Source organism: Rhodoblastus acidophilus, from assembly GCF_025961575.1.
GTDB lineage: Bacteria > Pseudomonadota > Alphaproteobacteria > Rhizobiales > Beijerinckiaceae > Rhodoblastus > Rhodoblastus acidophilus_C.
Map to the genome: position 1 here is coordinate 1 of NZ_JAOQNX010000031.1, position 14494 is coordinate 14494.

Below are 14494 nucleotides of genomic sequence, written 5' to 3' on the forward strand. Positions count from 1 at the left end.
TTGCCCATGGACGGCGCCTCATCTGACGGGAGTTTCACCGACGACCATCATGGCACATCGATGCCGCTTCGGGGCGCCGTCCACCCCATCACCGGATTCCCCCAGGCAACGGGAGGTTTCCATGAACATGCGCTTGAGCGATCACTACGAGGAGCGGCTGCCGCGCTACACCAGCTATCCCACCGCGCCCAATTTCACCGAAATCCCCGCCGCCCGCCATGCCGCATGGCTGTCCTCCATCGCCCCCGACGCGACGGCCTCGCTCTACCTTCACGTCCCCTTCTGCCGGTCGATGTGCTGGTATTGCGGCTGCCACACCACGGTCGCCCAGCGCGACCAGCCGATCGCCGATTATCTCACCGTCCTGCGCGAGGAAATCGGACTGGTCCGGCAAAAGCTCGCCCAAAACCTCGCGATCAAACACGTGCATTTCGGCGGGGGGACGCCGACCATCATCACGCCGGAAGAATTCAGCGGCCTCATCGCGCTGCTGCGGCAAAAATTCGACATCGGCGCCGACGCCGAAATCGCCGTCGAGATCGACCCCAGGCGCTTGTCTCCCGCCATGATCGCGGCGCTGGGCGGCTGCGGCGTCACCCGCGCCAGCCTCGGCGTGCAGAGTTTCGACGCCAAAGTGCAGAAGGCGATCAACCGCGTCCAGACCGTGGAGCAAACGGCGGCGGCGACCGAAGGCCTGCGCGCCGCGGGCGTGCGCGGCGTCAATTTCGACCTGATCTACGGCCTCCCCCACCAGACCCTGGACTCCTGCATCGAGACGGTCGAACGCTGCGTCGCCCTGCGCCCCGACCGATTCGCGGTGTTCGGCTATGCGCATCTGCCATCGTTCAAGAAGCACCAGCGCAAAATCGACGAAGCCGCCCTCCCCGACGCCGCCGCGCGCCTGGAGCAAGCCGAAGCCATCGCCAGCGCCCTGGTCGCCGCCGGCTATGCGCGGATCGGCCTCGATCATTTCGCCCTGCCCGAGGACGAGCTGGTTCGCGCGCAAAGGGACGGCGCGCTGCACCGCAATTTTCAGGGCTACACCACCGATCCCTGCGACATCCTGCTTGGCTTCGGCGCCTCCGCCATCAGCCGACTGCCCCAAGGTTTTGTCCAAAACGAAGTGGTGCTGGGCCGTCACGCGCAACGCGTGCTCGGCGGCGAACTCCCGACCGCCAAGGGCTATGAAATGACGGCGGACGACCGCATGCGCGCCGAGCTGATCGAGCGGCTGATGTGCGATTTCGAGGTCGACCTCTCGCAAATCGGCGCGCGCCACAAGACCCGGCCGGACGTTTTGATGCGCGCCGCCCCACGCTTGCAAACCCTGGTCGCCGACGGCGTGGTCCGCCTGGACGGCGATGTCGTCCGCGTCGCGGAGGATTCGCGCGTGCTGGTGCGCGCGGTCGCCTCGGCCTTCGACGCGCATCTGGGCTCGAGCGAACGGACGTTCAGCCGCTCCGTCTGATCGACGGCAGTTTGCGCGCCCACAACGTCAAGCCGCGGCAACAGGCTAGAAAAGCGCAACGAATTCAAAAGGCGAACATCATGGACACGCTGTCGACCCTCAAATGCCCGACCTGTTATTATCAGGCGATCGAACTCATGCCGACGGACCGGATCGTCGATTCCTATCAATGCAAGGGCTGCGGGACCGTGCTTCGCGCCAAACCGGGGCAGGATTGCGTGTTCTGCTCCTATGGCGACGTTCCCTGCCCGCCGGTTCAGGCGCGGCGCACGAGCAGCGCCGAGCAAGGAACCTGCTGCGGCGCCTGCGGCGGCTGAAATGCGCGGTCAAAAACGGCGGCGAGATCCCGAGGAATGCAGGCGCAGCGGTTCGCAACCGCCGCGCGGACTGGTCTCATCCATCGCCGCCCATTCGAAAAAATAGGCCGGCTGAATATCGAGGACGCGACAAAAGGCGAGCATGACTTTGGCCGGGATCCGCTCCCGCCCTTCCTCGAAACACAGGAGGCGCATGGCGGTGACATCTGTCCGAGCCGCCAGGGCGTTGAGGGGAAGCCCGCGCTGCATGCGCCGTTCTCGCAAACGGGCGCCGACGAAAGTATCGACCGGATTCGCATCGGACATCGTCGACATTCCCTTCGCTGATCGCCAGCGCAGCCTGGATGAAACGCCATTTAGCGTTACGGCGCCTCGCGCCTATGGACAAGCCAGCGCTTTTACTTGGGCAAAATCCGCACCTATCGGCCCTCGCCTCGTACTTTGGTGGTCTTTCCAGCTTTTGCGCAAATGCATTCCGCAAATTATGGCATTCAAATTGCACGATTTTTGGTGAAAAGCTGAAATTTGCGGCAATGCCTCAACTTCAGGAGTCGGAGATGAAAACCGGGGGAAACACAATCGAGTTGATCGAAATCAACTTGATGTTTGCTCAATTAGACCTGACGCTTGGAAAAAGCCAGCCGGGCGCGGCGACGCGAGCTTTCAAACACATCCAGGAAGCGCTGCGGCAGATCCGCGCGGAGAGGGCCGGCGCGAAAGGCGGCGCGCCGACGGACGAGCGAACCGCCGGCTGACCTCCGCGCCGCCCTTGGATCAGGCTTGCGGGGGCACGACGCGGGCGCGCCACTCCGGCGGCGGCGTCATGCAGAAGGCGCGCTGTCCCGTCAGCAGATGACGGTTGCGCGCCACCAGATCATAGCCCCAGTCGCGCAGGGCGCGGGGCAGCACGGCGATCAGCGCCGCGTAAGACCAGGGCCGGCGCAGGCGCGCGCATACCGCCGCGACCCCATCGGATTTTTCCAAAGCCTTGCCGTCGACGACGAAAAGGAACGAATCGGTCGCATCGGGATCGATCCCATGGCGCGCGGCGAGCGCCCGCCCCTCCTCCGACTGGAAGGCGACGAAGCGAATGAGCGGCGCCTCCTCCCGGCGCAGGACAAACAAAACCCAGCGCGAACAGAACACGCAAAGCCCATCATAAAGCCAAACCGGCGCGGCCGGCTCCGGCGCGATGGCGTCTTGGTTCATGGCGGCGCTCCCTTCCTGTTCGGCGTGTCGGCGGGTTTAGCATCTCGGCGCAACGCCGTCGCCTCCCCGCAAAAATACGAATGTTCAGCACCGACAAAGACCTCCAACATGCCGTTTGCATTACGGCGTCTCGGCGCGTCCCCTCGCCCCGCTTGAGCGGGGAGAGGGACAGGGCGCCTTGCCGCTTCATCACCGGGCGCGCGGGCGGCGGCGCCCCCACGCCCGGTTCGGCGTTGAAGGCGGGCGACACCAGGAGGAGACGCACATGCCGGTCACGCAAAGACGCCTGCCTCTCATTGCAACGTTTCTGCTTTCAGTGCTTCCGGCAGCGGCGCAGGCGCAATACGCCCGCCTGCCCCAATACCGGATCGACCCCGCGCAGATTTCCATCTCCGGCCTGTCCTCCGGCGCGGAAATGACCGTCCAGTTCGGCGTCGCCTACGCCTCCCTGATCCGGGGCGTCGGGGTGATCGCCGGCGGCCCCTATGATTGCGCCGAGGGCGGCGCGACCAGGGCGACCCGCGTCTGCACCTGCATCTTCGGCTGCGCGACCGAGCAGATCGACGTTGGCAAACTCGTCGAGAAGACCCGGGCCAACGCCGCGAAAGACGAAATCGACGACCCCGGCCAGATGAAGCGCCATCGCGTCTGGATGTTTTCGGGAACGCAGGACAAACTGGTTCCGCAGGCGAAAATGGACGCACTGGCGGCCTATTACGGCGCCTTCGTCGAACCCGCGCAGATCGCCTACACCAAGGACCTCAAGGCCGGGCACGGCATGCCGACTCGGTCCTATGGCAATCCCTGCGACACCGAAATCGACCCGTTTCTAAACTCTTGCAACTATGACGCCGCGGGCGAACTGCTCCAATGGATCCACGGCGAACTGAAGCCGCCGAGCGGGCAAAAGCTGGGCGGGAGCTTCCTCCAGTTCGACCAGTCCGAATTCCTCAAAAACCCCGGCGACCACAGCCTGTCCGAGGACGGCTGGGCTTACGTGCCCGCGTCCTGCGCCGATGGCGGCCGCGCCTGCAAGCTGCATGTGAGCTTTCATGGCTGCAATCAGTTCCAGAGCCACAGCTATTGGAATTTCAGCTATCCTTTCTATCACAATTTCGGTCGGCGCTACGTCGATCACGCCGGGTTCAACGGCTGGGCCGACGCCAATGACATGATCGTGCTCTACCCGCAGGCGACCTCCTCGACGCTGCTCGGCAACCCGCTCGGCTGCTGGGACTGGTGGGGCTATGACGACGCCAATTATGCGCTGAAGAAGGGCCGGCAAATGCTGGCGGTCAAGAGGATGATCGACCGCGTCTCGGGCGACGCCAAGAGGTGACATACCGATGCATCTCGCGCGCACAAAAATGCGGGCGGCGCCGGAACGGCTGCGGCCGCAGGGGCTTCATAGGGACCGCCCGCAGCCGTCCCAGGGCGCCGCAGGCGCCTTCGCGCCAAACGCGAGAGAGCGGCGATGACAGCCAAGCAAGATTTTCCGGTGCACAGGGTCAGGCGCTATCTGGAGCCCGGGCCGATCGTCCTGGTCACCTCGCGCTGGCGCGACAAGACCAACATCATGACCCTGGGCTGGCACACAATGATGGAATTCGCCCCCTCGCTGATCGGTTGCGTCATCTCGGTCGGCAATCACAGCTTTCACATGATCCGCAAGAGCGGCGAATGCGTCATCAACCTGCCGACCTCGAAACTCGTCGACGCCGTGGTCGGCATCGGCAATTGCTCGGGCGCGGAGGTGGACAAATTCGCGCATTTCGGCCTGACGCCGGAGGCGGCGGCGCAGGTCGGCGCGCCCCTGATCAAGGAATGCCACGCGAGCTTCGAATGTCGCCTGCACGACGACGCGCTGGTCGACAAATATAATTTCTTCATTTTCGAGGTGGTGAAAGCGCATGTGGCGCGCGCGCCGAAACATCCGGAGACGCTGCATTACACGGGCGACGGCGTGTTCGTCCTCGCCGGAAACGTCGTCGACAAGCGCGAGCTGTTCCGTCCGGAAATGCTGATGCTCGACTGATCAGGAGGTCCCCGGCTGTTCCAGAATGGCCGCGACGCGATCCGCGAGTTCGGAGCCGGTGATCGGCTTGCGCAGCAGGCAGACGGATCCGCGCGCCTGGCTGCCGATCGCCAAAGCGGCGGCGTCGCCGACATAGCCGGTGAGCAGGATGGTGGGCAGGCGCTTGCGCCTCTCCTGCGCGGCGCGAATGAGCGTCATGCCGTCCATGCCAGGCATGGACAGATCCGACACCAGCAGGTCCACCTGTTCGCCGGCGTCGAGCGCAGCCAGCGCCATGGCCGCGCCGGAGGCTTCCGCCACCTGGTAGCCGGCATGCTCGAGTTCGCCCTTGAGCACTTCGCGCACGGCGTCCTCATCATCGACCAGCAGAACGCGCCGCGTCCCATCCTTTTTCACGACGCCCTCGCCCGGTTTCGACGCGACCGGCGCGCTCTGGGCGACGGGCAGCCAGATCGACACGGTCGCGCCATCCCCGGGGGCGCTCTGCACCTGCAGCGCGCCCCCGGACTGCTCGGCGAAACCGCGCGCCATGGGCAGGCCGAGCCCCGTGCCCTTGCCATGCGGCTTGGTGGTGAAGAACGGCTCCATCGCCCGGTCGAGCGTGGCGGCGTCCATCCCCACGCCGGTGTCCGCGACCGTGACCATCACATAATCGCCCGAAGCCAGTCCCATATCCGGCCCCGGCGACCGCCGCGCGGCGAAAGCGATCACGCCGGCGCCCGCAATGGCGTCGCGCGCATTGGTGGCGAGATTGACCAGAGCGGTCTCCAATTGCCCCTTGTCGACAAACACCGGCGGCAAGTCCGGTTCGACCTCGACCTGAAGCGCGAGATTGGCGCCGAGCGTCTGCGCGAGCAGGTCGCGCAAGCTTTCGAGCAGCGGCTTCAGCGCGACGGCGTTTGGCCTCAAGTCGCCGCGCCGGGCGAAAGACAGCAGCCGGCGTGTGATCGACCCGGCGCGCGCGCCGGCCTCGGCGATCATCTCGGCGAAATGGCGCACGCGCTCCGGGTTTTCGGCGTAGCGTCCGATCATGCTGGCGCCGCCGGTGATCGCCTGGGCGATATTGTTGAAGTCATGGGCGACGCCGCCGGCGAGTTCGCCGAGCGCGGTGAGTTTTTGCGCCTGGGCCAGCCGAGTCAGCGCCGCCTCGCGCTCGCCAACGGCCGCGCGAATGCGCTGCTCGAGCGTGGCGTTAAGGCTCATCAGCGCCGCCTCCGCCTGCTTCCGGCCGGAAATGTCGACGCAGAACTCGACGCAACAAGCCCCGCCGAGCGAGCTGCCGGCGATCAGCAGCCACAGCCGTCCGCCATCCTTGCGCAAATATTCTTTCTCATAGGGACCGATATGGCCGGTCGCCTCGAAATTCCTCAGTTCGGCGAAGCTCGTTTCGTAAAATTCCGGCGGCGTGAGATTCTGCCAGGTCAGTTCGCCCCGCGCGATATCGTCGCGGCTATAGCCCATCATGGTCAGAAAGGTGTCGTTCGCGTCGGTCAGCCGGCCGGTGGCGACGTCCCAGAACATCACGCCGACGGTCTCGACATCGAGCGCCTTCTCCAGACGGGAATTGCTTTCGCGCAGCGCGACGGCGGTCTCTTCGGCCTGCCGGCGCGCCTGGGCCGCATCCCGCATGGCCAGGCGCAGCTCGACATTGCTGCGCCGCAGCTCCTCCTCGCTTTGCCGCAAGGCCCCATTGGTCATCTGCCGCACCGCGATCTCATGCATCACGGAATCCGCGAGGTCGCGCATGATGGCGATCTCGTCGGGCGTCCAGACCTTTGGCTTGGTGTCGATGGCGCAAAAGCTGCCCACACGCTGACCGTCCGGCGTCAGCAGCGGAATGCCGAGATAGGCGATCACATGCAGGTCGCGGATCGCCAGATTTTGCCGCAGCGCCGGATGTTCGCGCGCATCCTCGACCGCCAGGGCTTCGCCGGAGGCGACGACATGCTGGCAAAAGGAGTGGGACAGGGGCGTCTCGCGGCGCGACGCCCAGGGCTCCGGGAGGCCCGAACTGCTCTTGAAGAACTGGCGCTCCGCGTCGACCAGCGACACGAGCACGGCGGGCGCGCCCAGCGCCCGCCGCGCGAGATCGGCGAGCCGGTCGAAAGCGCGTTCGCGCGGGCTGTCGAGCAGTCCGGTCGCATGCAGGGCGGCGATGCGCGCGGGATCGCGCACGACGGCGGCGAGAGACGGACACATGGGTTCAGCACGTTGTTTCACATGGTGATTAACGCCTAGGCCGCCCCGGAGGGAATGAAAACACACAAAAAATTGAGAGGCGCCCGGCCAAGGCGCCGGTTCGCCTTGGGTCACCAGTCTGCCGAGCTGCGACGGCGACGCCGCGCGCAAATTAAACATCTGTTTACGATAGCGCGCCAATGTGTCGCCACGTAAACGCCGAAACGCCCGATCGAAGTGCTTTCGACCGCCGCCGCGTTCGCCTGGGCTGGAACAATGACTGCGGGCACAAGACCAGACGATTGCGCGGAAGACGCGTCCTTGCTCGCCGAGATCATCGACCAGATGCCGGCGGGCGTCATCGTCAAGGACGAAGATGGCGCGCTGCTGTTCGCCAATGCGGCGGCCTGGCGATCGGGCCTGGAGGCGCATGTCGACGATCACGTCGCCTCGCCTCTTGGCGGCGACGAAGTCGAAGCCTCCGGCCGCACCTTCCTGACCGTGCAAAAACCGCTGGTCCGCGACGAACGCGCGCTGAGCCTCTCGGTCTTCCTCGACATCACCGAACGAAAGCGCAGCGAAGACCAGCTCGTCCGGCGCGCCCATTACGACGACCTCACGGGACTGCCGAACCGGACCCTGTTCGAGCAGCGCGTCGCGCAGGCGCTGACGCGGACTGACGCGTGCTTCGCCTTCGTCGTCCTCGACATCGACGGCTTCAAGCAGATCAACGATCATTATGGCCGCGAACTCGGCGATTCCTTCCTGGTCAAGGCGAGCGAACGGATTCGGCGCGTTGTCGGCGAGGGCGACGTGCTCGCCCGCGCCGGCGCCGACGAGTTCCTGCTGATGCTGCGCGAGGCGGATCTCGATCGGATCGACGCCCTGGCCGAGGCCCTGAGAGACCCGTTCATCCTCGACGGCTTCGAAATCTTCTCCTCCGCCTCGATCGGGGTCGCGCTTTTCCCCGAGCATGGGGCGGACTTCGAGACGCTGCGGCGCAACGCCGACCGCGCCATGGGCCAGATCAAGCGCGCCGGCGCAGGCGGCGCGGCTTTGTTCCGCCAGGAATGGCACGAGACGGAGACCGAGCGGGTCCTTGCCGAGCAGCGCCTGCGCCTCGCCATCAAGGACCGCCTGTTTCGCTGCGCCTTCCAGCCCAAGGTCGACATCGCCACCGAGGAGGTTTACGGCGTCGAGGCTTTGGTGCGCCTGATCGACGAGGACGGCGAGGCGCACGGGCCCGGCGCCTTCATCCCGCTCGCCACCGAACTGGGCCTGATGGACGAGGTCACCCATCTGATCCTCGAGGAGGCCACGGCCTCGATCGACGCGATCACCGAAGCTTTTGGCGCGCGGGCGACGATCAGCGTCAACATCCCGGCCAAACAGGCGGCCGATCTCGATTTCATGGGCTCGGTCGCCGATCTGCTCGAGCGCAGCGGCAGCCCCGAACGTTTCGTCGTCGAGGTCACCGAAGACGCCTTTGTCGCGAAAAACCGCTTCCAGTCGCAGATCGTGCCGATGCTGCGCCAGATCGGCGTGCGCGTGTCGATCGACGATTTCGGCACGGGCTATTCCTCGCTGTCGGCGCTCGCCGACATCACCGCCGACGAGCTGAAGGTCGACCGCTCCTTCATCACCAAGATCCACGAGCGGCCGCGCAGCCAGATCGTGTTGCGCGCCATTGAATCGCTCGGCGCCGCGCTGGGCATGACGGTGATCGCCGAAGGCGTCGAAAGTTTCGAAGAGCTGCTCTATCTCAAGAGCTCGACGCGCATCCGCTATGTTCAGGGTTTTTACTACGCGCGGCCGCTGATGTTCGACGAGCCCGCGCCGAAGCGGCGCACGGAAGGCCGGACCGCCGGCCGCGCGCCGCAAAGGCGCGTCGCCAGCCGGCGCTCCCGCTGACGCTCAGCCGTGCGCGGCGCCCGAAAGCGGCGCAAAGCCATCGGACAAAGTTTGGGACGCGCCGCCCCTGGCGCTGACGCCGCGCCAACGGTCGACCACCGCGGCCAGGGCGCCTTGGCCAAGATCGGCCTCGCCCGCCTCGGCGCTCAAGGTCTCGTTCCGCGGCAACAGATTCGCCGGCAATTCCTTAAACCTGAGCCGCGTCGGCAGGGCGACGCCCTCGCCGAAGGCGAAGACTTCGCCGGCGCCGAGCGACGGCAGGAAATTGAGGAAATCGACGGCGGTGTCGGCGACCGCCGAGCGCAGCAGCGCATGGTCGCGCTCATTGGTCATGCGCATCGCAAACAAGGTGTTGCACTGCGACAGGATGGTCGGGTCGAGCTCCGCCGGCCGCTGCGAGATCAGACCAAGATGCACGCCATATTTGCGGCCTTCCTTGGCGATGCGCGAAATCGCCCGCCGCGTCGGACCGAAGCCGACGGAATCGTCGCAGGACATGTAGCGATGCGCTTCCTCGCAGACGAGCAGCAGCGGGCTCGCGCCATCGCTCCACAATCCCAGATCGAAGGCCATGCGCGCCACGACCGAGACAACGGCGTCGACCACTTCGGAAGGGAAGCCGGCGAGCTGGAAAATCGTGATCGGCACGCCATTGTGCGGCTGGCGGAAAATGGTCCCCAATATCTCCGCCATCGTGTCGCCGCCGACATTGGCGCGCTCGAAAATGAAGGCGTAGCGCGGATCGCTGCTCACGGTCTCGATGCGCGTGATCAGCTTTTGATAGAGCATCCGCGACGAGCGGTTTTCCAGCTTGCCCATGCGGGCGTCGAGCAAAGCGATCAGATCGGCGATCCGGTAGGGCAGCGGAATGTCGACGGTGTAGCGCACATCGGGCGCGTCGGACCGCTTGAGCGCCAGCCGGCCCGGCGAGGCCGTGAGTTTCGTATAGGCGGCCTTCGCCTGCGGGATGATTTCCGCGAGCAGGTCGACCTCGTCTTCGAGGCCCGGACGGGCGCCGAAAAAAATGTCGACGATTTCCTCGAAATTGAACAGCCAGAACGGCAGCTTCATATTGCGCGGGCTCAAAGCCTGCGCCTTGTCGCCGAAACACTGGCGATATTCGTTATGCACGTCGAGGACGAGGATGCGCAGGTCGGGCCGCGCCGCCAGCGCCTGGTTGAGGATCAGGGCGACGCCGCTCGATTTGCCCACGCCGGTGGTCCCGAGCACGGCGAAATGCTTGGTCAGCATTTCATTGACGTCGATGAAGGCCGGGATCGACGCATCCTGCTGCAAATGCCCGATCTCGATCACCGTGGGCCGCGAAATGTTGAAAATCAGCCGCAATTCGTCGGCGCCAATGCCGACAACCCGGTCGCCGATCGCGGGATAATCGGTGACGCCGCGGAAAAAGCGCGGCGCGGCCGTCAAATTCTGGATTTCGCCGATCACGTCGAGCACGGCGACGGTGATGAAATTCTCATCGCGGGAGACGGGTTCGGTACGCAGCGACACATCCGCGACCACGCCGATGATCAGCGATGTTCCCGTGTGGATGCCGAGGTATTTTCCGACGGTGACGCGCGTGGCGCGGTCTGCCTGCGCCGGCGCCAGCAGGCCGACCGATGCGCGCGAGCCGCGCACCGCGATCACCGAACCCAGCGGGGTCGCCGCCTTGCAATCCCCCATTTGTCCTCTCCCCGAAACGCCATGGGCGCATTTTGCATGAAGCGCCGCAGCATCGGAGGAAAAAGTGAGATTTGTCTTTATGCCGGATAAACAACACGTCCAGCTTCAAGCCGCGCGCGCCCCCGCCGTCACCAGATCGCCTGCGCCAGTGACGAAGATCGCCTCGAGCCCCATGCGCCGCGCGAGCGTCACGCCCGCCTCGACGCCGCGCACCATCAGCGCCGTCGCCCAGGCGTCCGCGACCATGGCGCTGTCCGCGAGCACGCTGACGCTGGCGAGATCGTTAACCAAGGGCGCACCGCGCGCGGGATCAATGGTGTGGGACAGCAAGCGGCCCTCCGCCTCGACGACATGCCGGTAATTGCCCGATGTCGCGACGGCGCAATTTTTCAGTTCAATCACGCCCATCAATTCGCGCGCGGCGCGCCCGGGCCGTTCGTGGCCGACCGCCCAGGGCCGTCCATCCGCCTTTTGCCCGCACGCGCGCATCTCCCCGTCGATGCCGACCAGCCAGGAGGAAAGGCCGAACGCGCGCATCACCCGCGCAAGTTCATCGACGCCAAACCCCTTGGCGATGCCGGAGAGATCGAGCCGCTGCCGCGAAAATTTGCGCGCCCTCAACCCTCTCCTGTCGATCTGCAGGGTAGGCGCTTTATAGCCGATCGGCTTGTCCGCCTCGGGCGTGCGCGAGCCGGCCCCGAGCCCCCAGGCCTTGACGAGATCGCCGACGCCAATGTCGAAGGCGCCGTCGGACAGCGCGCCAATCTCCATCGCCGCCTCCAGCACGGTCAGCAGATTTTTGGGAAGATCACACCACACGCCAGGGGGCGCGCGGTTGAAACGCTCGATATCGGAATCCGGCCGCCACGCCGACATTTGCAATTCGACGGCTTCGACCGCTTCGTGCAGGGCCGAAGCCAGCGGACGGTCGTCAAAATTTTCCGGCGCGTAAAAAACCGCCGACCCAGCGCGCGCCCATGGCCGGGCCGTTCAGCGCGCGGCGTTGCGCGTCAAAAGACATCTTCGAGATACCTCCCGTGCGATCTGAGCGTGGCGAGATCGAGCCCCAGCGGCCGCACGATCCGATCCAGCGTCTCGCGCACCGCCTGGGCCATGTCGCGCCCGCCACACACCAGAATTTGCGCTTCTTCGGCGATCAGCGCGCGCAGACTGTGCGCATCGGCGGCGACGCGGTCCTGCACATAGGCGGGCGCGCCCTCGCATCGCGAAAAAGCGGGGCGAAAACAGGTCAGCCGCCGTTCCGCGAGGCTTTGCGCCAATTCATGCTCATATAAAAAATCTGAGGCGGGCGAGCGGCCGCCCCAATAGAGATGCACGGGGCGACCGTCACGGTTGGCCCGGACAAAACCGGCGAGCGGCGCGATCCCGGCGCCGGCGCCGATCAGGATCAGCGGCGCAACACCCTGCGCCGGCCGGAACGCCGGATTGTGCCGGACGAAAGCCGCGATGCGGTCGCCTGGCGCGAGGCCATGCAAAAAGGTCGAGCACAAGCCGCCGTGTTGCAGGCGCACGCAGATTTCCGCCATGCCGTCGCGCGTCGACGAGGCCAGCGAATAGAACCGCGGCATGTCGCCGTCCGGCGGCTGCACGGCGAGGAGATCGCCGGCCTCGAAGTCCGGAAGGTCCGGCGCGGCGAAGCGCAGGATCGCCACGGGCGCGCCGACCGCCTCGCCGTAGAGGTCGCGGCCGATCAGCTCCAGCTCCTGCGTCCCCGGACGCTCGGCGATGTGCTCGACGACCAGCGCGCATCCGAGCGCGTCGCCGAGGCCGCGCGCCCATTGTGCGAATTCCTGCGGCGAGCGCCGGTCGATCCGCTTCATCGGCAACAGCGATGCCCAGCCCCGTTCGTCAAACATCTCGGCGACGCGCTGCGCATAGCCACAAAACTGCGGGAAATTGCGATCGCCAAAGCCAAGCACCGCGACGGGAATTCGCCCCTCGAGCCGCGCCAGCCGCTCCAGGAATTTTTGCGCGGAAGCCGGCGCGGCGCCATCGCCATAGGTCGAGGTCAGCACCAGCCAGCGCTTTGCGCGCACATGGCATGGCCCCACCTCGTTCATCGCGGCGACATGGACGCGAAAATTTTCGCCCGCAAGCGCGCGCGCCAGCGCCCTGGCAAAACCCCAAGTCGCGTTGTTTTCGCTGCCGACAAAAACAATCGTGTCGGCGTCTTCCGCAGGCGCATTCTCCTGCACGCCGACGCCATGGCCGCGCCGGCGCCGCCACAGCAGGAAGCCGGTGGCGCCAAGCACCGGCGCGCCCGCCGAGCAGAGGCCGAGCATCAGGGCGAAGGCCCAGAGCCCATGGGCGCCGTGCAGCGCCAAAGCCCATTGCTCCATCCGCCCCTCGGGCGCCGTCTCGACGAAAGACAGCACGGCGCCATTCGCGGCGTCGACGGTCGCCTCGCCCGCGTCGGAGCGCATCTGAAACACGCCGGAAGCGCCAGCGAATTTTAGAGCCTTCAGATCGACGACATCGACCGCAGCCAAACCGCTCAAGGCGCGGATCGGCGCAGGCTTTCCGCCGCTGGCGGAAACATCGGGAGCCGCGCGGTCCGACGACGGAATGAGATCGAATGTGATCGCCGCGAGAAGCGCCCCGGTCAATGACGAGACCAGCAGTCCGGTCAGCGCGAAACGGCCGATCTCGCCATGCAGCCGACGCGTCCGGTCGCCGCGGATCGGCCGAAACATTTTTGCAGCGCCCCCCAAACTGCGCGCCAGCAGCGCGAAGCCGCTGAGGCACAGAGCCAACAGCCCGAGCGCCGTGAGCGCCACCGCCACCCGGCCGCCCTCGCCCATCAGCAACGAGCGGTGCAGATCGGCGACAAAGCGGAAGAAAGCCGACGGCGTGTAGGCCCCAAGCCCAGCGCCGCTGCGCGGATCGATCACCTCGGTCTCGCGGCCCGCCCCATCATTGAACGTCGCCGTCGCCGCGCCGTCGCGACCGATGCGGATCGCGTCCACGCGGACGTGGCGCGCCGCCACCGCATCGGCGAGCTGGGCGACGCTCACCCCGGGTGTAACAGCGGGATAAGCGACGCGATTGAGCGCCGGCTGGAGCGACAGCAGCGCGCCGGTCGACGCGACGACAATCAGCAGCAGCGCGACCGCAGCCGCCGCGACGGCGTGGAGCCTGCGCATCAGAACGTCACCTTGAAAGATTTGACATAGCCGTCGCCGGCTAAAATTTTACCCGACGAAGCAGTGTCGAGCGGCGCGACCACTTCGGACGGATTGTCCATGCCGTCCTCCACAGAGGTGTCGACATGAATTTTGTAACCGGCGTCGATCAGCGCATCGGCGAGATCGACGCTGATTTTCAGAGTCTTGCCGGAGCCGACGCTGGCGCCGGTGATACCGTCGATCTCGGCCGGCCGGGCGCCCGAGGCGCGCGCCCAATCCGAGAGATGGCGGTAATATTTGGACTTTTCGCCCGCCATCCACAGCGTGCCCTTATATTTGCCTGCGGCGTCGGTGAGGTAGAGCGCGACATAGGCGCCATTGCCGCCATAGGGTTTCAGGGTGGTTTCCAGCGTGACGTTTCGCGCCTGCGCCAGGGTGGGAACAACGAAAACCGCCGTCGCGGCGAGTGCGGGGAGCGCGCGTTTCATGAGACGTCTCCTTGTCACTGCACGTCGACCTTGGGCCGGGATTTGAAAACGCC

At 65.9% G+C, this 14494-nt stretch carries 13 protein-coding genes; 6 read left to right on the forward strand and 7 right to left on the reverse strand.

Annotated features, from left to right (window positions below; genetic code table 11):
• Positions 1–121: 121 nt before the first annotated feature.
• Positions 122–1468: an oxygen-independent coproporphyrinogen III oxidase gene (gene hemN / locus M2320_RS18710; RefSeq protein ID WP_264598577.1), complete on the forward strand. Its 1347-nt coding sequence runs from the start codon at positions 122–124 to the stop codon at positions 1466–1468.
• An 80-nt stretch (positions 1469–1548) separates the two neighbouring features.
• A complete protein-coding gene (locus M2320_RS18715) occupies positions 1549–1785 on the forward strand; it encodes a GDCCVxC domain-containing (seleno)protein (RefSeq protein WP_264598578.1) in 237 nt (78 codons plus the stop codon).
• 9 nt (positions 1786–1794) lie between these two features.
• On the opposite strand, the gene M2320_RS23390 is transcribed toward M2320_RS18715, so the two are convergent.
• Entirely contained in the window at positions 1795–2100 is a 306-nt protein-coding gene (locus M2320_RS23390; protein ID WP_425540693.1) for a helix-turn-helix domain-containing protein, read from the reverse strand.
• Between the two features lie 65 nt (positions 2101–2165).
• Between M2320_RS23390 and M2320_RS18725 the strand changes: the two genes are divergently transcribed.
• Positions 2166–2540, forward strand: coding sequence for a hypothetical protein (locus M2320_RS18725; protein WP_264598580.1), 375 nt, complete (start codon positions 2166–2168; stop codon positions 2538–2540).
• A gap of 19 nt (positions 2541–2559) precedes the next feature.
• Here the strand turns inward: M2320_RS18725 and M2320_RS18730 are convergent, their stop codons facing one another.
• Positions 2560–2994: a thiol-disulfide oxidoreductase DCC family protein gene (locus tag M2320_RS18730; protein ID WP_264598581.1), complete on the reverse strand. Its 435-nt coding sequence runs from the start codon at positions 2992–2994 to the stop codon at positions 2560–2562.
• A gap of 265 nt (positions 2995–3259) precedes the next feature.
• Between M2320_RS18730 and M2320_RS18735 the strand changes: the two genes are divergently transcribed.
• Positions 3260–4333: an extracellular catalytic domain type 2 short-chain-length polyhydroxyalkanoate depolymerase gene (locus M2320_RS18735; RefSeq protein WP_264598582.1), complete on the forward strand. Its 1074-nt coding sequence runs from the start codon at positions 3260–3262 to the stop codon at positions 4331–4333.
• Between the two features lie 135 nt (positions 4334–4468).
• Positions 4469–5029 carry a flavin reductase family protein gene (locus tag M2320_RS18740; RefSeq protein WP_264598583.1) on the forward strand — a complete coding sequence of 187 codons (561 nt, stop codon included), beginning with the start codon at positions 4469–4471 and terminating at the stop codon, positions 5027–5029.
• Here the strand turns inward: M2320_RS18740 and M2320_RS18745 are convergent, their stop codons facing one another.
• The gene (locus tag M2320_RS18745) at positions 5030–7228 is read right to left on the reverse strand and encodes an ATP-binding protein (protein WP_264598584.1); all 2199 of its coding nucleotides are present in this window, start codon (positions 7226–7228) and stop codon (positions 5030–5032) included.
• Between the two features lie 255 nt (positions 7229–7483).
• On the opposite strand from M2320_RS18745, the gene M2320_RS18750 reads away from it, so the two are divergent.
• A complete protein-coding gene (locus tag M2320_RS18750; protein WP_264598585.1) occupies positions 7484–9118 on the forward strand; it encodes a putative bifunctional diguanylate cyclase/phosphodiesterase in 1635 nt (544 codons plus the stop codon).
• Between the two features lie 3 nt (positions 9119–9121).
• Here M2320_RS18750 and M2320_RS18755 read toward each other — a convergent pair whose 3' ends face one another.
• The 4 genes from M2320_RS18755 to M2320_RS18770 all read right to left on the reverse strand — a co-directional run bounded on the left by M2320_RS18755 (position 9122) and on the right by M2320_RS18770 (position 14441).
• Entirely contained in the window at positions 9122–10807 is a 1686-nt protein-coding gene (locus M2320_RS18755) for an ATP-binding protein (RefSeq protein WP_264598586.1), read from the reverse strand.
• A 105-nt stretch (positions 10808–10912) separates the two neighbouring features.
• A complete protein-coding gene (locus tag M2320_RS18760; RefSeq protein ID WP_264598587.1) occupies positions 10913–11683 on the reverse strand; it encodes an FAD:protein FMN transferase in 771 nt (256 codons plus the stop codon).
• Positions 11684–11817: 134 nt separating this feature from the next.
• On the reverse strand, positions 11818–13971 hold the full coding sequence (locus M2320_RS18765; RefSeq protein WP_264598588.1) for a PepSY domain-containing protein: 2154 nt from the start codon (positions 13969–13971) through the stop codon (positions 11818–11820).
• Entirely contained in the window at positions 13971–14441 is a 471-nt protein-coding gene (locus M2320_RS18770; protein ID WP_264598589.1) for a DUF2271 domain-containing protein, read from the reverse strand. The genes M2320_RS18765 and M2320_RS18770 overlap by 1 nt, the downstream gene beginning before the upstream one ends.
• Positions 14442–14494 lie beyond the last annotated feature (53 nt).